13 protein-coding genes are annotated in these 22,933 nt (G+C 63.1%); 10 read left to right on the top strand and 3 right to left on the bottom strand.

Features of this window, described 5'->3' with window-relative positions:
- Window positions 1-39: 39 nt before the first annotated feature.
- Complete coding sequence (gene lysA, locus ACR6A7_RS15355) at window positions 40-1,296, top strand: diaminopimelate decarboxylase (protein WP_434125843.1); 1,257 nt, start codon at window positions 40-42, stop codon at window positions 1,294-1,296.
- 8 nt (window positions 1,297-1,304) lie between these two features.
- Window positions 1,305-1,757, top strand: coding sequence for a GNAT family N-acetyltransferase (locus ACR6A7_RS15360; protein WP_434125845.1), 453 nt, complete (start codon window positions 1,305-1,307; stop codon window positions 1,755-1,757).
- Here the strand turns inward: ACR6A7_RS15360 and galR are convergent.
- Window positions 1,754-2,755, bottom strand: coding sequence for an HTH-type transcriptional regulator GalR (gene galR, locus ACR6A7_RS15365; protein ID WP_434125847.1), 1,002 nt, complete (start codon window positions 2,753-2,755; stop codon window positions 1,754-1,756). The two genes, ACR6A7_RS15360 and galR, sit on opposite strands and share 4 nt — an antisense overlap.
- Before the next feature lie 178 nt (window positions 2,756-2,933).
- On the opposite strand from galR, the gene ACR6A7_RS15370 reads away from it, so the two are divergent.
- The 8 genes from ACR6A7_RS15370 to lplT all read left to right on the top strand — a co-directional run bounded on the left by ACR6A7_RS15370 (window position 2,934) and on the right by lplT (window position 20,012).
- Entirely contained in the window at window positions 2,934-5,207 is a 2,274-nt protein-coding gene (locus ACR6A7_RS15370) for a molybdopterin guanine dinucleotide-containing S/N-oxide reductase (RefSeq protein ID WP_434125848.1), read from the top strand.
- A 273-nt stretch (window positions 5,208-5,480) separates the two neighbouring features.
- Entirely contained in the window at window positions 5,481-7,208 is a 1,728-nt protein-coding gene (locus tag ACR6A7_RS15375; protein WP_434125850.1) for a penicillin-binding transpeptidase domain-containing protein, read from the top strand.
- A 463-nt stretch (window positions 7,209-7,671) separates the two neighbouring features.
- Window positions 7,672-8,901, top strand: a complete 1,230-nt coding sequence (locus ACR6A7_RS15380; protein WP_434125852.1) for an efflux RND transporter periplasmic adaptor subunit — start codon at window positions 7,672-7,674, stop codon at window positions 8,899-8,901.
- Window positions 8,898-12,095, top strand: a complete 3,198-nt coding sequence (locus tag ACR6A7_RS15385) for an efflux RND transporter permease subunit (RefSeq protein WP_434125853.1) — start codon at window positions 8,898-8,900, stop codon at window positions 12,093-12,095. Before ACR6A7_RS15380 ends, ACR6A7_RS15385 begins: the two co-directional genes overlap by 4 nt.
- Entirely contained in the window at window positions 12,092-15,193 is a 3,102-nt protein-coding gene (locus tag ACR6A7_RS15390; protein ID WP_434125854.1) for an efflux RND transporter permease subunit, read from the top strand. The genes ACR6A7_RS15385 and ACR6A7_RS15390 overlap by 4 nt, the downstream gene beginning before the upstream one ends.
- 3 nt (window positions 15,194-15,196) lie before the next feature.
- Window positions 15,197-16,585, top strand: coding sequence for an efflux transporter outer membrane subunit (locus ACR6A7_RS15395; RefSeq protein ID WP_434125855.1), 1,389 nt, complete (start codon window positions 15,197-15,199; stop codon window positions 16,583-16,585).
- 77 nt (window positions 16,586-16,662) lie between these two features.
- Window positions 16,663-18,813 (top strand): bifunctional acyl-ACP--phospholipid O-acyltransferase/long-chain-fatty-acid--ACP ligase, encoded by a 2,151-nt coding sequence (gene aas / locus ACR6A7_RS15400; RefSeq protein ID WP_434125856.1) that lies wholly within the window; start codon window positions 16,663-16,665, stop codon window positions 18,811-18,813.
- Entirely contained in the window at window positions 18,810-20,012 is a 1,203-nt protein-coding gene (lplT, locus tag ACR6A7_RS15405; protein WP_434125858.1) for a lysophospholipid transporter LplT, read from the top strand. The genes aas and lplT overlap by 4 nt, the downstream gene beginning before the upstream one ends.
- Here the strand turns inward: lplT and ACR6A7_RS15410 are convergent.
- Both ACR6A7_RS15410 and barA read right to left on the bottom strand, forming a co-directional pair.
- Window positions 20,009-20,257 carry a type II toxin-antitoxin system CcdA family antitoxin gene (locus ACR6A7_RS15410; protein ID WP_434125907.1) on the bottom strand — a complete coding sequence of 83 codons (249 nt, stop codon included), beginning with the start codon at window positions 20,255-20,257 and terminating at the stop codon, window positions 20,009-20,011. The genes lplT and ACR6A7_RS15410 overlap by 4 nt on opposite strands.
- Window positions 20,166-22,895 carry a two-component sensor histidine kinase BarA gene (barA, locus tag ACR6A7_RS15415; RefSeq protein WP_434125860.1) on the bottom strand — a complete coding sequence of 910 codons (2,730 nt, stop codon included), beginning with the start codon at window positions 22,893-22,895 and terminating at the stop codon, window positions 20,166-20,168. Before barA ends, ACR6A7_RS15410 begins: the two co-directional genes overlap by 92 nt.
- Window positions 22,896-22,933: the final 38 nt, after the last annotated feature.

The following is a 22,933-nucleotide window of genomic DNA, read 5'->3' on the forward strand; positions in this document are numbered from 1 at the left end:
GCGTCTGGCCTAATAGGGGTAACTCACAGGAGAATGCTTATGCCCCGCGCCTTGACCGATCCTACTACCGCACTAAACGCCGCGCAGCTGCTGCCGCTCGCGCAGCAGTACAGCGGCCCGTTCTGGGCCTATGATGCCCAGATTATTCAGCAGCGCATCGAACAGCTGCGCGCCTTCGACGTGGTGCGCTTTGCGCAGAAAGCCTGCTCAAACATTCATATTCTGCGTCTGATGCGCGCGGCGGGCGTCAAAGTCGACTCCGTGTCCCTTGGCGAAATCGAACGCGCGCTGGCGGCGGGCTTTCAGCCGGGCGGCGAGGATATCGTCTTTACCGCCGACGTATTCGACCGGCCGACGCTGGCGCGCATTGCCGAACTCAAGGTGCCGGTGAACGCCGGATCGGTGGATATGCTGCACCAGCTGGGCCAGGTGTCACCAGGCCACGCGGTATGGCTGCGCATCAACCCCGGTTTCGGCCACGGCCATAGCCAGAAAACCAATACCGGCGGCGAAAACAGCAAGCACGGCATCTGGCACAGCGAACTGCCGCAGGCGCTGGCGGCGATCAAAACCTACGGGCTGCGCCTGATCGGGCTGCATATGCATATCGGCTCCGGCGTCGATTACGGCCACCTGCAGCAGGTGTGCGACGCGATGGTGGAGCAGGTCATCGCGCTCGGCCACGACCTTGAGGCGATTTCGGCGGGCGGCGGGCTCTCTATTCCTTATCGCTTCGGCGAAGAGGCGATCGACACCGCGCACTATTTCGGCCTGTGGGACGCGGCGCGTCAGCGTATCGCCGATCACCTCGGCCATGCCGTTAAGCTGGAGATCGAGCCGGGGCGTTTCCTGGTTGCCGAGGCGGGCGTGCTGGTGTCGCAGGTGCGCGCGGTGAAAGCGATGGGCAGCCGCCACTTCGTGCTGGTGGATGCGGGCTTTAGCGATCTGATGCGTCCCTCGATGTACGGCAGCTATCACCATATTTCGCTGCTGCCGGGCGACGGTCGCGCGATTGATGAGCACACCCTGCGCGATAGCGTGGTCGCCGGACCGCTGTGCGAGTCGGGCGACGTCTTTACCCAGCTGGAAGGCGGTAAGGTCGAAACGCGCGCGCTGCCGGCGGCGCAGGTGGGCGACTATCTGGTATTTCACGATACCGGCGCCTACGGCGTCTCCATGTCCTCTAACTACAACAGCCGCCCGCTCATCCCGGAAGTGCTGTTCGAGCAGGGCGAACCGCGTGAAATCCGCCGGGCGCAGACTATTCAGGAACTGCTGGCGCTTGAGCTGGGCTAAGGCGCGCGATGAGGATCCTCTCGTTGCGCGACGCGCCGCAGTTCGCCGAACAGGTGACCGACTGGCTGTGGCGCGCCTTTGATGCGGAAAACGGGCGCGACTTTATGGCCAGCGTGGTGGAGAGCTCGCTGCATGGGGCCGCGTTTCCCGTCACTTTCGTCGCGGTCGACGACGCGGGCAGGGCAGTGGGCACGGTGGGCTTCTGGCGCTGCGATCTGATTAGCCGCCAGGATCTCTTTCCCTGGCTCGCCGCGCTCTACGTCGATGAAAGCGCGCGCGGCACCGGCCTGAGCGCGGCGCTGCAGCAGCATGTAATTGACTATGCGCGGCAGCGCGGCCACCGCAGCCTGTGGCTCTGGTCGACCTTCGGCGGCTATTATGAGCGCTGCGGCTGGACGCCAGCGGGCGAGGCGCTGGAGTACCCCGATAAACCGGTCAAACTCTACCGGCGCGCGCTTTAACCCGGCCCGCTCACCGAATGGCGCCGTACCAGCGTTGGGCTGAACATATTGGTCACCTCCGGCAGCGGCTGCGCATGGGCCAGGGCCAGCGCCAGCTCCGCTGCCTGCTGCGCCATGGTGACGATGGGGTAGCGCACCGTGGTCAGGCGCGGGCGCACATAGCGCGACACCAGCACGTCATCGAAGCCAATCAGCGACATCTCTTCCGGCACGCGCACGCCGTTATCGCTCAGCACCGCCAGCGCGCCAGCCGCCATCGAATCGTTATAGCAGGCCACGGCGGTAAAGCTGCGGCCGCGTCCCAGCAGCTCGGTCATCGCCTGCTCGCCGCCTACTTCATCCGGTTCGCCAAAGGTCACCAGCCGATCGTTAGCGGGCAGACCGTGCTCTTTCAGCGCGTCGTAGTAGCCCTGCAGGCGATCTTCGGAGTCGGAAATGGGGTGGGTCGAGCAGATAAAGGCGATATTCTGATGTCCCTGCTGGATAAGATGGCGCGTTGCCAGCCAGGCGCCGTAGCGGTCGTCGAGCGCGATACAGCGCTGTTCAAACCCTTTCAGCAGCCGGTTCAGCAGCACCATGCCCGGCATCTGCTTCATCAGCTGCTCCAGTTCGGCGTCGGGGATCTTTTTCGCATGCACCACCAGCGCGGCGCAGCGGTGGCGCATCAGCTGCTCAATCGCCTGCCGCTCTTTTTGCTCATTGTGGTAACCGTTACCAATCAGCAAAAAGTTGCCGGTCTGTCCGGCGATCTCATCAACCGCCTTAACCATTGCGCCGAAAAAAGGATCGGAAACGTCGCCGACCACCAGGCCTAAGGTTTCGGTCGACTGCTGCGCCAGCGCGCGCGCGTTGGCGTTGGGATGATACTGCAGCTCCTCCATCGCCTGGCTGACGGCCTGACGCGAGCTTTCGCTGGCTTTAGGCGAATTATTAATCACACGGGATACCGTCGCGACGGAAACACCCGCCAGTCTGGCAACATCCTTAATCGTAGCCATGCCTCGACCTGCTTTAGGGAAAACGTTTACACATGGCAGCAGTGTTACGGAAAAGGCGGCCTGTATCAAGCTGACAGAATGTCTGCGCCGTCGCAAAAAGGGGGAAAACTCCAGGCTTAACCCGGCGCGGGGTCGCATGGTATCCTGCCTTTTTCCCTTATCTGCCGTAAAAGAAACCATGAAAAAGCGAGTGCCACATCTGGCGCACTGGGGCGCGTTCAGCGCCGTGACTGAACACGATCGTCTGATCGGCTGCGAGCCGTTCTTCGCCGACGCCGATCCGTCGCCGATGCTGAACACCATTCCCGAGCTGGTCTATTCCGACAAACGTATTCGGCAGCCGATGGTGCGCCGCTCCTGGCTGAAATCGCGCGAAAACAGCGACCGCACGCTGCGCGGCCGCGAAGATTTCGTCGCCGTCGACTGGGAGACCGCGCTGGATCTGGTGGCGGAGGAAAACCGCCGCATCCGCGAGCGCTACGGCGCCTCCGGCATTTTCAACGGTTCTTACGGCTGGTCGTCGGCGGGCCGCGTCAACCACGCGCGCACCCTGGTGCGCCGCTTCTATTTTCAGGGCGGCGGCGGCGTCGATCAGCAGGGCAATTACAGCTGGGGCGCGGCGCAGTTCTTCCTGCCCTATGTGATCGGCACCTATATGCCGCTGACCGGCCGCGTTACCGACTGGCCGCAGGTGGTGGAGCATGCGGAGATTTTCGTCGCCTTCGGCGGGCTGGCGCTGAAAAACGCCCAGGTGGCATCGGGCGGAGCAGGCCAGCACAGCCTGAAACCCGCGCTGGAGCAGCTGGCGGCCAAAGGCACACCGGTCATCAACATCAGCCCGATGCGCGACGACTGCCCGGCATGGGTTAACGCCGACTGGATCCCGATTCGCCCCAATACCGACGTGGCGCTGATGCTGGCGCTCGGCTATGAGATCGCCCAGCGCAACGCGGTGGACGAGGCGTTTCTCGCCAGCCACTGCACCGGCTGGCCGCAGCTGCGCGCTTACCTGCTGGGCGAAAGCGACGGCGTCGCCAAAACCGCCGGCTGGGCGAGCCGCATCACCGGTATTCCGCCGGAGCGCATCGTTCGCCTGGCCGAACAGCTGATCGGCAAGCGCAGCTTTATGACCTGCTCCTACTCGGTGCAGCGCGCCCATCGCGGCGAGCAGCCTTACTGGATGATGATCGCGCTCTCGTCGATGCTCGGCCAGCCCGGTCTGCCGGGCGCGGGCTTCTCGTTCGGCCACGGCTCGATGAACAGCGTCGGCAACCCGCGTCAGGATGGCCCGGCGCCGCTGATGGCGACCGGCCCCAATCCTTCCGGCCTGTCGATTCCGGTAGCGCGCATCAGCGATATGCTGCTCAATCCCGGCCAGCCTTACACCTTCCAGGGCGAGACGCTGACCTATCCCGATATTCATCTGGTGCACTGGGCGGGCGGCAATCCTTTCCACCATCATCAGCAGCTTAACCGGCTGGTTGAAGGCTGGCAGAAGCCGGACACCGTGGTGGTGCAGGATATCGTCTGGACGCCGGCGGCGCAGATGGCGGATATCGTCCTGCCCGCCACCACCACGCTGGAGCGCAACGATATCGGCGGCTCCTCGCGCGACCGTTTTGTGCTGGCGATGCATCAGGCGATTAAGCCGCAGCATCAGGCGCGCAACGACTTCGATATTTTCGCCGATCTGGCCGAACGCCTCGGCTATCGTCAGCAGTTCACCGAGGGGCGCAACGAGCGTCAGTGGATCGAACATCTTTATCAGCAGTGCGCGACGGCGCATGCGCGCAAGGGCATCGACTTTCCGGAGTTCGCCGAGTTCTGGTCGCGCGGCTTCGTTGAGATCCCGGAAGGCGGCAAGCCCTACATCTTTATGGAGGATTTCCGCGCCGATCCCGTGCGTCACCCGATCAAAACCGCCAGCGGCAAGATTGAGCTCTTCAGCCAGACCATCGCCGACTACGATCTGGCCGATTTCGCCGGTCATCCGGAGTGGCGCGAACCTCAGGAGTGGCTGGGCGCGGCGCTGAGCGAGCAGTTCCCGCTGCATATGATCTCAATCCAGCCGTCAGATCGACTGCATAGCCAGCTTGACGCCACCCCGACGGTGCAGGGCAACAAAACCGCCGGCCATGAAACGCTCTATCTGCATCCGCAGGACGCGGCGGCGCGCGACATTGCCGACGGCGAGGTGGTTGAGGTGCGTAACGCGCGCGGCGCGATGCTGGCGGGCGCGCGCCTGACCGACGGGCTGACGCCGGGCGTGGTGATCGTCGCTACCGGCGCCTGGTTCGATCCCGGCTTCGGCGCGGAGTGGCAGCCGTTTGACCGTGCGGGCAATCCCAACGTGCTGACGCTGGATATCGGCACTTCATCGCTGACGCAGGGGCCCAACGCCATGAGCTGCCTGGTGGACATCAAAAAACATGCGGTTTGCAAAATCGCTTAACAAACACATGGCTGGTTACATTTTGCCGGACACTGTTGCGTTTAGGTGATGGCAGCCGGTCTCGTGGCCTTGTTACAGTCATGGTCCCAGAGGTATTGATGGGTGAACATCAATAGATTTTCTTGATTACACCGACCTGCGCAGATGCGCAGGTTTTTTTTTGCCTGGCGCACCGATTACGAACTGATACACAGTTTTCCTGTTAACGGCGTAGCGCTTTCTTTATAACTGCTCGCGTGGATATTTTTTTAATTTTCTTTGCAGCGGACAGCTATGCCCCGGATAAAAAAACTACTGGGAAAAGACCAGATCAAAGCCCCGTTTAACCCGTTTCGCTTTCGCCTGATTTGCCTTGGCGTGCTGACCTGCATGGTGATACTGATGGCGCGTATCGCTGATCTGCAGTTTCTGAATCAGCCGATGCTGGAGCATGAGGCGGATCAGCGCTCGCTGCGCACCGTGACGCTGCCAACCAACCGCGGCACGCTGCTGGATCGCAACGGCGAAGCGCTGGCGCTTTCGGTGCCGTCGCGCGACGTTATTGCTGACCCGATGCGCGTGCTGGAGGCGAACCCTGATTTCCTGAGCGCTAAGTGGGCCTACCTGGCCTCGGCGCTGAATATGCGCCCGGAACAAATTGCCGCGCAGATTACCGCCAATCCCAAACGCCGCTTTCTCTATCTGGGGCGCAAGATTGAGCTCGGCATTGCCAAAGATATCGCCGAGCTGCACCTGAAGGGCATCAGCGAAGTCTATGACGACAGCCGCTTCTACCCGATGAGCGAGGCGGCGGCGCCGCTGATCGGCATCGTCGGCGCGGACAATGTCGGCCTGAACGGGCTGGAAAAAGGCTATGACAAGGTGCTGCAGGGGACGCCGGGCAAAGAGGTTTATCGTCAGGACGCCGCGGGCAATATTATTTCCATGCTGAGCTATACGCCGCCGACCCAGCCGCCGACGGTACAGCTCAGCATCGACAAGTTCGATCAGTACACGCTCTACAGCCAGCTGCGCGACGGCGTGCTGCGCAACAAGGCGGACTCCGGCGCGGCGGTGCTGGTCAAAATCGATACCGGCGAAATTCTCGGTATGGCCTCTTATCCCTCCTTTAACCCAAACAATTATGATGGCGCCACGCCGGCGCAAATGCGCAATACGGCGATTAACGACAGCTATGAGCCGGGTTCGACGGTGAAGCCACTGGTGGTCATGGAAGGGCTGGAGCGTCATCTGGTCCGCCCTGATTCAGTGATTGATACCACGCCGTACAGCGTCAACGGCCACCTGATCCGCGACGTCGGCCACTGGCCGCGCCTGACCATGACCGGCATTCTGCAAAAGTCGAGCGACATCGGCGTTTCCCATATTGCGCTGGCAATGCCTGCCGAAGCGCTGGTTAATACCTATCAGGCGTTTGGCCTGGGTAAACCCACTGGTCTGGGGCTGACCGGCGAGAGCGTCGGCTACTTCCCGGCGCACCGCCAGCGCTGGGCCGATATCGAGCGCGCCACCTTCTCCTTCGGCTATGGTCTGCGCGTCACGCCGCTGCAGATTGCGCGCGAATATGCGACGCTGGGCTCGTACGGCATCTACCGTCCGCTGTCGATTACTCGCGTGACGCCGCCGGTGCTCGGCAGGCAGGTGGCGAATCCGGAAACGGTCAAGGAGGTGGTGCATATGCTGGAGAGCGACGTGCTGCCAGGCGGTACCGGTATCAAAGCGGCGGTGCCGGGCTACCGGCTGGCGACCAAAACCGGTACCGCGGAAAAGATGGGCAGCAGCGGAAAATATGACGGCGGCTATATCAACTACACGGCCGGTATCGCCCCCGCCAGCCATCCAGAGGTGGCGCTGGTGGTCATGATTAACCATCCTACCGCTGGCGATCACTTCGGTGGCTCGGTCGCCGCCCCGATTTTCGGCAACATTATGGGGCCGGTGCTGAAGCATATGAATATTGCGCCGGACGCCATCTACAGTAATCCTTCAGATAAATCTTAGTAAAATCAATCTGTAACCGGGTATGGAACTTATTCATACCTGGTTTCATTTCCCCGAATTCCGTTGCGTTTTCGCGCTGTTTTGTCGCGCCGCAGAGTGCGACGATAGCAGTCCCAGAGGTATTGATAGGTGCGAAAACGCGCTGCTCCAGGCAGCGGCATCCGCAAGGATAATCCACCCTGTTTATTGCACCAACCCACGCGGATGCGTGGGTTTTTTTTTTGCCTGTTGTTAACCGCTTACCTTTTTTGGCTCACGTCGGCGCCAGCGCGGTAAATAGCGCTGCATGCGGCGCTGAACGTCGGCTGGAAAGTCTGACCATTCTTAACGCAACCCTTACGGTTTGCCGATAGAAAAACAGCCGGGGCTTCGCAGATAATACACGGCGTGATGATTGATAAACGTAATAATCCCCTGAAAAATAGGGGGTTTTTCTTTCTACCTCTGCAAAGACTTTTTAACCATGACGCATACCTCCCGCCTCTCCCGTTCCCGCTGGCTTAAATGGCTGCTGCTGTTCATCCTGATGGTGATGATTGCCGGCGCCATCTGGCGCGTGTTGCCGTTCGGCAAAGGGCAGGGTGCGATGCCGCCTGGCGGTCGTCACGGCGGACGCGGCGGGCCGCCGGGCATGGCGATGATGGGCGGCGGCGCGACGCTGGTGCACAGCGGCGTGGCGACCACCGCCGACGTGCCGGTCTATCTCAACGCGCTCGGCACGGTGATCCCCAACGCCAGCGTCACCGTCACCAGCCGCGTCGACGGCCAGCTGGAGAAGGTTTACTTTACCGAAGGGCAGAAGGTAGAGGCGGGCCAGCTGCTGGCGCAGATCGATCCGCGCGGCTTTCAGGCGACGCTGAATCAGTATCAGGCGGAGCTGAGCGAAAACCAGGCGCTGCTGAAAAGCGCCGAGCTGACGCTGGCGCGCTACCGCAAGCTCTACGCGCAGGACTCGCTGGCACGTCAGGATCTCGACACCCAGACCGCGACCGTCGGGCAGTACCGCGGCGCCGTCGCCGCCGACCAGGCGCAGATCGCCAGCGCGAAGCTGAGCATTGAATATGCGCGCATCACCGCGCCGGTCAGCGGTCGCGTCGGGCTGCGGCTGGTGGACCCTGGCAATATGGTGCAAAGCTCCAGCAGCACCGGGCTGGTCACCATTACCCAGATGCAGCCCGCCGCCGTGACCTTTAGCGTGCCGCAGAGCTATATTCCCGCGCTGATTAAGGCGCTGCACAACGGTCAGGCGCTGCCCGCCACCGCCTTCGACCAGGACAACAGCCGCGCGCTGGCGCAGGGGGAAGTGAAATTCATCAGCAACCAGATCGACACCAGCACCGGCACCGTGGCGCTGAAGGCGACCTTCGCCAACGAGGATGAGGCGCTCTATGCCAACCAGTTCGTCAATCTGCGTTTGCAGATGGCAACCCTGACAGGGGCGACGGTGATCCCGTCGCAGGCGCTGCAGTTGAGCAGCGACGGCAGCTTTGTCTATGCGATCAATAAAGACAATACCGTGACGCGCAAGGCGGTCTCCGCTGGTCCGGCGTTCGGCGACGACAGGCAGGCGATTCTTAAAGGCGTCGAGCCCGGTGAGCGTCTGGTGACCGAGGGCATCGATCGCCTGACCAACGGCAGCAAAGTCGCGCTGGCGGATGAGACGCAACCGACCGCGACCACCGAGGCAAAATGAACCCGTCACGTCTCTTTATCCTGCGGCCGGTCGCTACCATTCTGCTGATGGTCGGCGTGCTGGTTGCTGGCATTTTTGCCTACAAATTCCTGTCGACCTCGGCGCTGCCGCAGGTGGACTATCCCACCATCCAGGTCACCACGCTCTATCCCGGCGCCAGCCCCGACGTGATGGCGTCGTCGGTGACCTCGCCGCTGGAGCGCCAGCTGGGGCAGATGGCCGGGCTGAGCCAGATGACCTCCACCAGCTCCGGCGGCTCCTCTGTTATCACCCTGAAGTTCAGCCTCGATCTTTCGCTCGACGTGGCGGAGCAGGAAGTGCAGGCGGCGATCAACGCCGCCAATAATCTGCTGCCGAGCGATCTGCCCAATCCGCCGACCTACAAAAAGGTCAATCCGGCGGACAGCGCGGTGATCACCCTGGCGGCCAGTTCAGACACCCTGCCGCTGACGCAGGTGCAGGATCTGGTCAATACCCGCGTGGCGCTAAAGCTGTCGCAGATTTCCGGCGTTGGCATGGTGACGCTGGCGGGCGGCCATCAGCCAGCGATCCGCGTGCAGATGAACCCGACCGCGCTTGCCGCTCATCATCTGACGCTGGAAGATGTCAACACGCTGATCGGCAACAGCAACGTTAACGGTTCCAAAGGCGGCTTCGACGGCAAATATCACTCGGTCACCATCGACGCCAACGATCAGCTGCGCACCGCCGACGAGTACGGCAACCTGATTCTCACGTATCAGAACGGCGCGGCGCTGCGCCTGAAGGATATCGCCCATATTGAGCAGGGGCCGGAAAACAGCTTCCAGTCCGCCTGGGCCAACCGCAGCCCGGCAATTGTTATCAGCGTGCAGCGCCAGCCGGGCGCTAACGTGATTCAGGTGGTGGACAGCATCAAGGCGGCGCTGCCTACGCTACAGGCCGCGCTGCCGGACGGCGTGAAGATAACGATACTTTCCGACCGTACCCAGACCATCCGCGCCTCCATCAGCGACGTGCAGTTTGAGCTGATGCTGTCGATCGCGCTGGTGGTGATGGTGACCTTTCTCTTTCTGCGCAACGTGGCGGCGACGCTGATCCCCAGCGTGGCGGTGCCGCTGTCGCTGGTCGGCACCTTTGGCGTGATGTATCTGGCGGGCTTTAGCCTCAATAACCTGTCGCTGATGGCGCTCACCATCGCCACCGGCTTCGTCATCGACGACGCCATCGTGGTGGTAGAGAATATCTCGCGGCGGCTGGAGGAGGGCGAAACGCCGATGCAGGCGGCGCTAAAGGGCTCGCAGCAGATCGGCTTCACCATTATCTCGCTGACCTTCTCGCTGATTGCGGTGCTGATCCCGCTGCTGTTTATGGGCGACGTGGTCGGGCGGCTGTTCCGCGAGTTCGCTATCACCCTGGCGGTGTCGATCCTGGTGTCGATGCTGGTGTCGCTGACCTTAACGCCGATGCTGTGCGCTTATCTGCTGCGCCATATTCCGCCGGAGCGGCAGTCGCGCTTTGCGCGCAAGGGCGGCGAGCTGTTCGACAAGCTTATCCGCGGCTACGATCGGCTGCTGACGGTGGTGCTCAACCACCAGAAGCTGACGCTGCTGGTGGCGCTGGCGACCTTTGCGCTCACCGCGCTGCTCTATATAGCGGTGCCGAAAGGCTTTTTCCCGACCCAGGATACCGGGCTGATTCAGGGCATTACGCTGGCGTCGCAGGATGTCTCCTTTAGCGAGATGGCAAAGCGTCAGCAGGCGCTGGCGAAGGTGGTGCTGGCCAACCCGGCGGTGCAGAGCGTCTCCTCTACCATCGGCATCGACGGCAGCAACACCAGCCTGAACAGCGGACGCCTGCAGATTAACCTGAAGCCTTTCGACCAGCGGGACGACAAGGCCGGTGCGGTGATTAAGCAGCTGCAGCAGGCGGCGACGCAGGTGGCAGGCATCCAGCTCTATATGCAGCCCGCGCAGGATCTGACGGTCAACGATCAGGTGACGCCGAGCCAGTATCAGTTCACCCTCGACGACGCCGACAGCGAAAATCTGGTGACCTGGTCGCCGAGGCTGGTGGCGGCGCTGCAAAAGCGCCCGGAATTTAACGGCGTGGTAAGTAACCTGCAGGATCAGGGCCGCGTCGCCTGGGTCGAGCTGAACCGCGATAAAGCGGCGCGCTACGGCATTACCGCTTCGGACGTCGATACCGCGCTCTACAACGCCTTCGGCCAGCGTCTGGTCTCCACCATTTTCACCCAGTCGAACCAGTATCGCGTGGTGCTGGAGGTGGCGCCCGCTTACCAGCAGTCTCCCGCCTCGCTGGAGGAGATCTATCTACAGGCCGCGACCAGCGATAGCGCGACGAGCAGTTCGACGTCATCTGCGGGCGCATCTTCGACCACATCAACGTCAACGTCAACGTCAACCAGCGACGCCAGCGGCGGCATGGTAAAGCTGACCTCGGTCGCCACCATCCACCAGCGCGCCGGTTCGCTGATGCATATGCGGCTCAACCAGTTCCCGGCGGTGACGATCTCCTTCAACCTGAACAGCGGCTACTCGCTGGAGGAGGGGCAGAAGGCGATCGCCGAGGTGCAGCAGCAGCTGGGGATGCCGTCGAGCATCACGCTGCGCTATCAGGGCGAAACCGCCGCCTTCCAGAGCGCCACCGGCAATACCCTGTGGCTGATCCTCGCCGCGCTGCTCACCATGTACGTGGTGCTGGGCATTCTCTACGAGAGCTTTATTCATCCGGTCACCATTCTCTCCACGCTGCCCTCGGCGGCGGTCGGCGCGCTGCTGACGCTGCTGCTGGCGGGCAGCGAGTTCAGCCTGATTGCGCTAATCGGCGTGATCCTGCTGATCGGCATCGTGAAAAAGAACGCCATTATGATGATCGACTTTGCGCTGGAGGCGGAGAACAGGCAGCACCTCAGTCCGCGCGAGGCGATCCATCAGGCCTGCCTGCTGCGCTTTCGCCCGATCCTGATGACCACCATGGCGGCGCTGCTCGGCGCGCTGCCGCTGATGCTGGCGTCAGGCTCCGGCGCGGAGCTGCGCCAGCCGCTGGGGCTGGTGATCGTCGGCGGGCTGATCGTCAGTCAGGTGCTGACGCTCTTCTCCACGCCGGTGATCTACCTGTGGTTTGACGCCGTCGCGCAGCGCGGCAACGCCTGGGTGAAACGTCGCCAGCAGCGGTCGCGAGGCGCGTCATGAACCTGACGCGGCTGTTTATCTTCCGCCCGGTCGCCACGCTGCTGCTGACGCTGGCGATCCTGCTGCTCGGCGCGCTCGGCTACCGGCTGCTGCCGGTCGCGCCGCTGCCGCAGGTCGATTTTCCCACCATTATGGTGAGCGCCAGCCTGGCGGGCGCCAGTCCGGAAACCATGGCGGCGACGGTGGCGACGCCGCTGGAGCGCGCGCTGGGGCAGATTGCGGGCATTACCGAAATGACCTCCAGCAGCTCGCAGGGATCCGCCAGCATCATTTTGCAGTTTGAGCTGGACCGCGATATCAACGGCGCGGCGCGCGACGTGCAGGCGGCGATCAACGCCTCGCGCAGCCTGCTGCCGAGCAGCATGGCGTCGCTGCCGACCTACCGCAAAGCTAACCCCTCCGACGCGCCGATCGTGATGCTGGCGCTCACCTCGGCGACGCGCACCCCCGGCGAGCTGTACGATCTGGCCGAAAGCAAGATTGAGCAGGCGATGGGACAGGTGAAGGGCGTGGGCGAGGTGTCGCTGATGGGCAGCGCGCTGCCTGCGGTGCGCATCGACCTGCAGCCGCAGAAGCTGACGCACTACGGCATCTCGCTGGATAGCGTGCGCAGCGCCGTTGCCAACAGCACCACCAATTTGCCGAAAGGGATGCTGCAGGGCAGCAGCCAGTCGTGGATGATAGACAGCAACGGCCAGCTCGATAAAGCGGCGCAGTATCGCGATCTCATCGTCGCTTATCAGGACGGCAACGCGGTGCGGCTGCACGACGTCGCCACCGTCTACGACTCGGTGGAGGATCAGTATCAGGCCGGTTTCCTCAATGCCGCGCCGTCGGTGATGATCGGCATCAAGCGCCAGGCGGGCGCCAATATGCTCGACACCATCGACGCGATTAAGGCGCAGCTGCCGGCGCTGGAGAACGATCTGCCCGCCGATACGCAGCTAAAAGTGGTGATCGACCGCTCGCCAGGGGTGCGCGCCTCGCTCTACGACACCGAAGAGACGCTGCTGATCGCGGTGCTGCTGGTGATCGCCGTGGTGTTTCTGTTTCTGCGTAACCTGCAGGCGGTGGTGATCCCGGCGCTGGCGCTGCCGGTGTCGCTGATCGGCACCTGCGCGGTGATGTACCTGCTCGGCTACAGCCTCGACAACCTCTCGCTGATGGCGCTGATTATCTCTACCGGCTTTGTGGTGGATGACGCCATCGTGGTGCTGGAGAACATTACGCGCCATATCGAAGAGGGGCTGGGCCCGGTGCGCGCGGCGGTCCGCGGCGCGCGCGAGGTGAGCTTTACCGTGCTGTCAATGACGGTGTCGCTGATCGCCGTTTTTATCCCTGTCCTGCTGATGGGCAGCATCGTAGGACGCCTGTTCCGCGAATTCGCCGTTACCCTCACGGTGTCGCTGCTGATCTCGATGTTTGTCTCGCTCAGCCTGACGCCGATGCTCTGCTCGCGGCTGCTGAAGCGCAAACCGCGCGTGACCACACGACCGCATCCGGTTTATCAGTTTATTGAGAACCGCCTCAACGCGCTGCTGGCCGCCTATGCGCGCGGGCTGAACTGGGTGATGCGCCATCAGAAGCTGACGATGTTTAGCCTGCTGCTCACCGTGCTGCTCAATCTGTTTCTCTATAGCGTGGTGCAGAAGGGCTTCTTTCCCAATCAGGACACCGGCCTGCTGATGGGCGCGCTGCGCGCCGACCAGAACATCTCGTTTCAGGCGATGAAGCCGAAAATGCTGATGTTCACCAGCATCATTCAGGCCGATCCGGCGGTAGAGAGCGTAATGTCGTCGATGGGCAGCGGCATGTTCGGCTCGCGCAACAGCGCCAACTTCTTCGTGCGGCTGAAGGCGCTCGACCAGCGCGACGCCACCGCCACCGAAGTGGCCAACCGGCTGAGCATGAAAACCAGCCATATCGCGGGCGCGCAGATGTTCCTGATGGCGGCGCAGGATCTGCATATCGGCGGCCGCAGCGCCAACGCCAGCTATCAGTACAGCCTGCAGGCGGACGATCTCGATCTGCTGCGCACCTGGACGCCGAAGGTGCAGGCGGCGCTGGCGGCGATCCCGCAGCTCAACAGCGTCGACTCTGACTCGCAAACCGGCGGCCAGGAGGTGGTGATCACCATCGATCGCGATCGCGCCACGCGCCTCGGCGTCAATGTGCAGATGCTCGACACCCTGCTCAACAACGCCTTCAGCCAGCGCCAGGTCGCCACGCTCTATCACACGCTGAATCAGTATCACGTCGTGATGTCGCTTAACAGCAGCTACACGCGCGATCCGGCGGTTTTAGCGCAGCTCTATGTGATTAACGACAGCGGTGACCGGGTGCCGCTCTCCGCCTTCGCCACCCTGACCAGCGGCAACGCGCCGCTGTCGGTGGCGCATCAGGGGCAGTCGGCCACCAGCACCATTGCCTTTAACCTCAACGACGGCGTCTCGCTGGAGCAGGCGCAGGCGCTGATCAAGCAGGCGATGGCGAAGCTCGGTCTGCCCTCCAGCATCCAGGCCGGTTTCGCCGGCACCGCCGCCGCCTTCGGCCAGCTGACGGCCACCATGCCCTGGCTGATCCTGGCGGCGCTGGCGGCGGTCTATATCGTGCTGGGCGTGCTCTACGAGAGCTACGTGCATCCGCTGACCATTCTCTCGACGCTGCCGTCGGCGGGCGTCGGCGCGCTGCTGCTGCTGCTGCTCACCAACACGCAGCTCACGGTGATTGCGCTGATCGGCATCATCCTGCTGATTGGCATCGTCAAGAAGAACGCCATTATGATGATCGACTTTGCGCTCGACGCCGAGCGCCGTCTCGGCCTGACGCCGCAGCAGGCGATCGTGCAGGCGTGCCTGATGCGCTTTCGCCCCATTATGATGACCACGCTGGCGGCCTTTTTCGGCGCGCTGCCGCTGGCGCTCGGCAGCGGCGGCGACGCCGATCTGCGCAGCCCGCTCGGCATGGCGATTGCCGGTGGTCTGGCATTGAGCCAGCTGCTGACCCTGTTTACCACGCCGGTGGTTTATCTCTGGCTCGACCGTTTGAGTCGCGCCACTCAACGTCAGTGGCGCCGTTTGCGCCATGCGGAATCCTGATCGATGAAAAACGTTTCTCTCGCTTTACTGCTGCTGCTCGGCGGCTGCGCCGTCGGCCCCGACTATCAGCGCCCCAGCGCCAGCGTGCCGCTCCATTACAAAGAGGCGAGAGGCTGGCAGCGCGCCGCACCGCAGGACGATCAGAGCAAAGGTGAATGGTGGGCGGTCTATCACGACGACACCCTGAGCGGCCTGTTGCAGCAGGTCAGCCTCTCTAACCAGAACGTCGCCAGCTACGCCGCGCAGTACCGCGAGGCGCAGGCGCTGGCCGCTCAGTCGCGCGCCGCGCGCTTTCCCACGCTCGGTTATGACGCCAGCGGAACGCGCAGCGGCACCCGTTCGACCAACAGCGGCGCGCGCAGCGTCACCAATAGCAACTCGGCGCAGCTAAGCGCCAGCTGGGAGGCGGATCTGTGGGGCAAGCTGCGCCGCACCCGCGAAGAGAATGTTGCCAGCGCCCAGGCGAGCGCCGCCGAGCTGGCGAACGTGACGCTCAGCGCCCAGTCGGCGCTGGCGCAGGACTATTTTCAGCTGCGTATTATGGATGAGAAGATCGCGCGCTATCAGCAAAGCGTGGCGGCCTACGATCGCTACCTGAAGGTCATTGAGAATAAATACCAGGCGGGCAGCGAATCGCGCGCCACCCTGGCGCAGGCGCAGATGCAGCTGGAGAGCGCGCGCGCCTCGGCGCTCGACCAGCAGTGGCAGCGGGCCCAGATGGAGCATGCTATCGCGCTGCTGATCGGCAAAGCGCCAGCCGACTTCAGCCTGCCAGCGGCGAAGCTGACCGCGACGCTGCCGCCGTTGCCGCAGGCGCTGCCGTCGCAGCTGCTGCAGCGCCGTCCCGATATCGCCTATGCCGAACGCAACGTCGCCGCCGCCAACGCCGCGGTCGGCGTGGCGATTGCCGGCTACTATCCCGATCTGACGCTGAGCGCCAGCGGCGGCACCAGCGCCTCGGCGCTGCATAATCTCTTTTCGCTGCCGTATCGCGTCTGGTCGCTCGGCCCCGATCTGAGCGGCACGCTGCTCGATTTCGGCGCTACCTCGGCGAAGGTGGATCAGGCGCGCGCCGCGTATGATGCCAGCGTCGCCAGCTATCGCCTGGCGGTGCTGACGGCGATGCAGGAAGTCGAAGATGATTTGGTAGAGCTAAACACCCTCACCAGCGAACTGGATGCGCAGCAGCGTGCCACCGACGCCGCGCGCGAATCGGCGCGCGTCACCCGCAACCAGTATGAAGCGGGCATGATCGACTATCTGGACGTCGCCACCACCGAGGCCAGCAGCCTGAGCGCGCAGCAGAGCCTGCTGACGCTGCAAAGCACGCAGTGGGTCGCCAGCGTGGCGCTGATTGCCGCGCTCGGCGGCGGCTGGCAGAGCGCGCCCTAAATCGCGCCTTTACGCTTGTCGAACGACGTCAGATCCTGCATCGTTAGGAACCTTTTTAGCGATGCTATGGAGCTGGCATGTTGTTTACATTTTTACGGCTGGTCTGCCGCCTGCTGTGGCGAGTGGAACTGCGCGGTGATACCGCCGCGCTGCATCAGGGAAAAGTGCTGATCGCGCCGAATCATCTCTCTTTTCTCGACGGCGTGCTGCTGGCGCTGTTCCTGCCGATCAGACCGGTTTTCGCAGTTTATTCCGCCATCAGCGATCGGTGGTATATGCGGATGGTGAAGCCGCTGATCGATTTCGTTCCGCTCGATCCGACCCGGCCGATGTCGATCAAGCAGCTGGTGCGGCTGATCGACAGCGGCCGTCCGGTGGTGATCTTCCCGGAAGGGCGCATTACCGTGACCGGCTCGCTGATGAAAATCTACAGCGGCGCGGGGTTCGTCGCCGCCAAATCGCAGGCCAACGTAGTGCCGATGCGCATTGAAGGCGCAGAGTACACCCCCTTTGGCCGCCTGGCGGGCGTCTTCAAGCGCCGCCTTTTTCCCCGTATCACCCTGAGCATTCTGCCCGCCACGCGCATTCCGATGCCGGAGGCGAAGCGCGCGCGCGACCGGCGCCAGCTCGCTGGTGAGCACCTGCACCATATTATGATGGAGGCGCGCATGGCGGTGCGCCCGCGCGAAACGCTCTATGACGCCTTCCTCAGCGCTCGTACCCGCTACGGCGCCTTCAAGCCCTGCATCGAAGACGTCAATATGCAGCCCGACAGCTATACCGGGCTGCTGAAAAAGGCGCTCGGCGTCGGGCGCATTCTGGAGCGCTACAGCCAGCCGGGCGAGATCGTCGGCCTGCTGCTGCCGAATGCGACGGTGACCGCCGCGGCGATCCTCGGCGCGTCGATGCGCGGGCGCGTGCCGGCGATGCTCAACTACACCGCCGGGGTCAACGGCATGCGCGCGGCGCTGACCGCGTCGCAGGTGAAAACCGTCTTCACCTCGCGCCAGTTTCTGGAGAAGGGCAACCTCTGGCATCTGCCGCAGGGGCTGACCGAGGTCGAGTGGATCTATCTGGAGGATCTGCGCGATACCGTGACAACACAGGACAAGCTCTGGATCCTCGCGCATCTGCTGCTGCCGCGTCGCGCGCAGGTGGCGCGCCAGCCGGAAGAGGCGGCGATGGTGCTCTTCACCTCCGGCTCGGAGGGGAACCCCAAAGGGGTGGTGCATTCGCATAAAAGCCTGCTGGCGAACGTGGAGCAGATCCGCACCGTGGCGGATTTCACCCCACGCGATAAATTTATGTCGGCGCTGCCGCTGTTCCACGCCTTCGGCCTGACGGTGGGCCTGTTCACGCCGCTGATGACCGGCGCGCAGGTGTTTCTCTACCCCAGCCCGCTGCACTATCGCATCGTGCCGGAGCTGGTCTACGACCGCAACTGCACCGTGCTGTTCGGCACCTCGACCTTCCTCGGCAACTACGCGCGCTTTGCTGCGCCTTACGATTTCGCCCGCCTGCGCTACGTGGTGGCGGGCGCGGAGAAGCTGCAGGAAACGACGCGCCAGCTCTATATGGAGAAGTACGGCATTCGTATTCTGGAAGGCTACGGCGTAACCGAATGCGCGCCGGTGGTGGCGATCAATGTGCCGATGGCGGCGAAAGCGCACACCGTCGGCCGCATCCTGCCGGGCATGGATTCGCGGCTGATGTCGGTAGAGGGCATTGAGCAGGGCGGACGTCTGCAGCTGCGCGGGCCGAACATCATGAACGGCTATCTGCGCGTCGAGAACCCCGGCGTGCTGGAAACGCCCGCTGCCGACAACGGTGAAGGGCAGATGGAGGCGGGCTGGTACGATACCGGCGACATCGTCTCCTTTGACGAAGGCGGTTTCTGTCAGATCCAGGGGCGCGCCAAACGCTTTGCCAAGATCGCCGGCGAGATGGTATCGCTGGAGAGCGTCGAGCAGATCGCCCTGAAGGCGTCGCCGGAGAAACAGCACGCGGCGTCGCTGCGCGCCGACGGCAACCGCGGCGAAGCGCTGGTGCTCTTTACCACCGACGCCGGACTGAAGCGCGACGCGCTGCAGAAGGCAGCGCGCGAGCTGGGCGCGCCGGAGCTCGCCGTGCCGCGCGATATTCGCGTGATGAAACAGCTGCCGTTGCTGGGCAGCGGCAAACCGGACTATGTCAGCCTGAAAAAACAGGCGGAAGAGGAGCAGGCATGAGCAGGCTAAACACGCAGGCGATGTCGCTGAGGTCGCGCGGCATGCTGGCGGTGATGGGCGCGCAGTTTTTCTCCGCCTTCGGCGACAATGCGCTGCTGTTCGCCACCCTGGCGCTGCTGAAAAGCGAGTTCTATCCCGACTGGAGCCAGCCGGTGATGCAGATGCTGTTCGTCGCCGCCTATATTCTGCTGGCGCCCTTTGTCGGTCAGATGGCGGACAGCTTCGCCAAAGGCCGGGTCATGATGTTCGCCAACGGCCTGAAGCTGCTGGGGGCGCTGCTAATCTGCTTCGGCTTCAATCCTTTCGTGGGCTATACGCTGGTGGGCATTGGGGCAGCCGCTTATTCACCCGCCAAGTACGGCATTCTTACCGAGCTGACCTCTGGCGAGAAGCTGGTGAAGGCCAACGGCATGATGGAGAGCTCGACCATCGCCGCGATCCTGCTCGGATCGGTATCGGGCGGGGCGCTCGCCGACTGGAGCCTGACGGCGGCGCTGGCGCTCTGCGCAGCCACTTACGCGGTGGCGGTGGCGGCAAACCTGTTTATTCCGGCGCTTGCCGCGGCGCGGCCGGGACAGAGCTGGCACCCCGGCGTGATGCTGCGCGCTTTTTTCCAGGCGTGCTCAACGCTGTGGCATAACGCAGAGACGCGCTTTTCCATCCTCGGCACCAGCCTGTTCTGGGGCGCAGGCGTGACGCTGCGCTTTCTGCTGGTGCTCTGGGTGCCGGTGGCGCTCGGCATCGGCGACAACACGACGCCGACCACGCTCAACGCCATGGTGGCGATCGGCATTGTGGTCGGCGCCGGCGCCGCGGCGAAGCTGGTGACGCTGGAGACGGTGCGCCGCTGTATGCCCGCTGGCGTCCTGATCGGCGTGATGGTGGTTATTTTTTCGCTACAGCATTCGCTGCTGAATGCGTACCTGCTGCTGATGGTGATCGGCGCGCTGGGCGGCTTTTTCGTGGTGCCGCTCAACGCGGTGCTGCAGGCGCGCGGCAAAGCGAGCGTCGGCGCGGGCAATGCGATTGCGGTGCAGAACTTCGGCGAGAATATCGCCATGCTGGTGATGCTGGGGCTCTATACGCTGGCGGTGAAGGCGGGCGCGCCTGCGGTGGCGACCGGCGTCGGCTTCGGCGCGCTGTTTGCGCTGGCGATTGCGGCGCTCTGGCTGTGGCGGCCGAAAGCCGCCGCGCGTTAAAACTGAAGGTGCTGGTCCGAGAGTAAACCGTACGCTTCTGTTATTCGGTTGAGTCCGGCCAGCGCCGCCGCGTTAGCCTGCCGCCACTGCTGTGGCGATGCGGCGACAGAAGGCTCTCTGCGTTGCCTGCCGCCGCGCTCTTTTTTGCTCTGGTTAGCTTTCGCCCAGCAGCCTCCGCGCCTCGCGCGCCACGTTTTCCATCTCGTCCTGCAGCTCCAGCAGCTCCGGCTCCAGGTCGTCGATATCGCCGCTCTGGCGCAGGTTCTTCTCCAGCTGGCGGCAGAGCTGCTTCATGCGCGGCACGCCGCTGTAGCTGGCGCTGCCGTGCAGCTTATGAATGATTTCGCGCATTCCCTGCACATCTTTCGCCGCCATAAAGGCGTCAAGTTTTTCATGCACCTCAGGCAGAAAGTCGAGCAGCATTGTCAGCATGTCGCGCGCCAGATCGGGCTTGTTCGCCGCCTGGCGCAGCGCCAGCTCCCAGTCGAGCGACGGCGAAACGGCAGGCACCGGCGGCAGCACCGCAGGCAGCGCCGGGCTGTAGCGCGCCAGCAGCTGGCTGAGCCGGGCTTCGTCGATCGGCTTCGCCAGATAGTCGTTCATCCCGGCGTTGATCAGATGTTCGCGCTCGCCGTCGATGGCGTGCGCGGTGACCGCCACAATCGGCGTACTGGCATGCAGCGGCAGGCTGCGAATGATTTCGCTGGCGCGAATGCCGTCGATCTCCGGCATCTGGATATCCATCAGGATGATATCCAGCGGCTGCGCGCGCGCCGCGGCGATCGCCTGCTCGGCGTTGTTGCATAACAGGCTATGCTGCACCTGCTCCTCCAGCAGCGCGCCGATCAGCTTGAGGTTGGCGGGGTTATCGTCCACCGCCATGACCCGCAGCGGCAGGCGCGCGCCGTTCGGCAGGTCGCTGCGCTGGCGGCTATGCAGGTCGGCCAGCAGCGGCAGCAGACGCGTGGTAGAGACCGGTTTGGTGATGCAGCCGTGAATGCCGCGCACCTTGAGCCGATCCGCCAGCAGCATCATGGCGCTCGGCAGCGCCAGCAGCACGCAGTCGGCACGGTTCAGCAGGGAATCGATAAAGGCGTCGTCCAGCAGCGCTTGCTGCGTGATGTCGATCGGCAGCCCGACCAGCAGCAGCGGATAGTGCGGCTCGCGCAGGCCCGACAGCGTTTCGCTGTGCTCGACCTGCAGTGGGGTAAGGCGCAGCATCTTCAGCGCCGCGTCAGCCGAGGCGGCGTGCGCCTCGACGTAGGCCATGCGCGAGCGCGACAGGGCGTCGAGCGCGCGCGGCAGCGTCGGCGCGTTGGGATTGAGCTCGAGCTGTATCCGCACCCAGAAGGTCGAGCCTTCGTTAACGCGGCTGTGGAAGGCGATTTCACCGCCCATTTCGCTGACCAGCTTCTGGGTAATCACCAGCCCCAGCCCGGTGCCGCCGTGGCGGCGGGAAATGCTGGCGTCCGCCTGGCGAAACGCCTGAAACAGCTGGCTTTGCTGCTGCTCAGAAATGCCGATGCCGGAGTCGTGCACCTGAATCTCCAGCTCGACGCGCGTGGCGCTGACGGCGCGCTGTTCGACGCGCAGATCGATTGTGCCGCGCTCGGTAAACTTGATGGCGTTGCCCAGCAGGTTGATCAGAATCTGCTGCAGGCGCAGCGGATCGCCGATCACGTTATCCGGCACGCTGCTGTCGCACAGCACCGTCAGCTCCAGCCCTTTTTCGTGCGCCGACGGCGCCAGCAGCACGATGGTTTCATCCAGGGTGGCGCGCAGCGGGAAAGGAATCGACTCCAGCACCAGCTTGCCCGCTTCCAGCTTGGAAAAGTCGAGCACGTCATTGATGATGCTGAGTAAGTTATTCGCCGAGCGCTCAATGGTGTGCATATAGTCGCGCTGGGTGGTGCCGAGCGCCGTTTTCAGCATCTGACGGGTAAAGCCGATCACGCCGTTGAGCGGGGTGCGCAGCTCGTGAGACATATTGGCGAGAAACTCCGACTTGATGCGCGCCGCTTCCTGGGCGCGCTTTTTCGCCAGATCCAGCTCGACGTTCTGAATCTCCAGCTGCTCCAGCGTTTCTCGCAGATCCCAGGTCGCCTGATCGATATTGTGCTGCATCTCTTCATGATAGGCGGTGAGCGACATCGCCATGGCGTTGATGCCGTTTTTCAGAATGCTCAGCTCGCCCAGCATATAACCCTCGACGCGGCTGTCGAGCTGGCCGCGGCGAATGCGGTCGACGGTTGTCACCATGTTGCGAATCGGGCCGGTAACGTCGCGCATCAGGCGATAGGCGAACAGCATAGCGATGCAGAGACAAAACAGCAGCATCAGGGTGGCGATAAATACCTCTTTATACTGCTGCAAACGCACTGACTGGAGATCGAGCTCGATCGCCACGTAGCCGAGCGGATTACCCGCTGGTTTCGCCTCTTCGCTCGGCTGTTCATCTATCGCATAGTGCTCAGAGGTGATCGGCGTGCGCAGGATCAGCAGCGTGCCGTGGCGCTCTATCGAGACATCGTCCGGCAGCGCGTGGATATCCTCTTCCTGCGTCAGGCTCAGATTCTGGTTGTTATTCGAGGTGACGTAGAGACGGTTAGTGTTGTCGAACACGGAAATGGCGCGGACAATATCAGAATGACGGCGGTGCAGCAGGCTGACCAGCGCGCGCAGCGCGTCGCGATCGTGCCAGGTCATGCTGTATTCGCTGGAGATCGCCAGCGGCTCGATAATGCTGGCGCCCGCGTCCACGACCTGCCGCTGAAGTTCGTTATAGCGATGCACCACGAAAAATGAGCTGAGCAGGAGTCCAATCATTAACGTCGGGGCCAAAATTAGAATCATCATTCGCGCCCGCAGGCTGTATTTCGTCATAATAGTCGCTGGCTGAGCCCGTTATCCCTGTGCGCGAC

Source organism: Pantoea phyllosphaerae, assembly GCF_051025595.1.
Taxonomy (GTDB): Bacteria; Pseudomonadota; Gammaproteobacteria; order Enterobacterales; family Enterobacteriaceae; genus Pantoea.

What these genes read in the sequence shown, in the direction of transcription:
- lysA (WP_434125843.1), top strand. Translation starts at nt 40, where the DNA reads ATGCCCCGCGCCTTGACCGATCCTACTACCGCACTAAACGCCGCGCAG.
- ACR6A7_RS15360 (WP_434125845.1), top strand. Translation starts at nt 1,305, where the DNA reads ATGAGGATCCTCTCGTTGCGCGACGCGCCGCAGTTCGCCGAACAGGTG.
- galR (WP_434125847.1), bottom strand. Translation starts at nt 2,755, where the DNA reads ATGGCTACGATTAAGGATGTTGCCAGACTGGCGGGTGTTTCCGTCGCG.
- ACR6A7_RS15370 (WP_434125848.1), top strand. Translation starts at nt 2,934, where the DNA reads ATGAAAAAGCGAGTGCCACATCTGGCGCACTGGGGCGCGTTCAGCGCC.
- ACR6A7_RS15375 (WP_434125850.1), top strand. Translation starts at nt 5,481, where the DNA reads ATGCCCCGGATAAAAAAACTACTGGGAAAAGACCAGATCAAAGCCCCG.
- ACR6A7_RS15380 (WP_434125852.1), top strand. Translation starts at nt 7,672, where the DNA reads ATGACGCATACCTCCCGCCTCTCCCGTTCCCGCTGGCTTAAATGGCTG.
- ACR6A7_RS15385 (WP_434125853.1), top strand. Translation starts at nt 8,898, where the DNA reads ATGAACCCGTCACGTCTCTTTATCCTGCGGCCGGTCGCTACCATTCTG.
- ACR6A7_RS15390 (WP_434125854.1), top strand. Translation starts at nt 12,092, where the DNA reads ATGAACCTGACGCGGCTGTTTATCTTCCGCCCGGTCGCCACGCTGCTG.
- ACR6A7_RS15395 (WP_434125855.1), top strand. Translation starts at nt 15,197, where the DNA reads ATGAAAAACGTTTCTCTCGCTTTACTGCTGCTGCTCGGCGGCTGCGCC.
- aas (WP_434125856.1), top strand. Translation starts at nt 16,663, where the DNA reads ATGTTGTTTACATTTTTACGGCTGGTCTGCCGCCTGCTGTGGCGAGTG.
- lplT (WP_434125858.1), top strand. Translation starts at nt 18,810, where the DNA reads ATGAGCAGGCTAAACACGCAGGCGATGTCGCTGAGGTCGCGCGGCATG.
- barA (WP_434125860.1), bottom strand. Translation starts at nt 22,895, where the DNA reads ATGACGAAATACAGCCTGCGGGCGCGAATGATGATTCTAATTTTGGCC.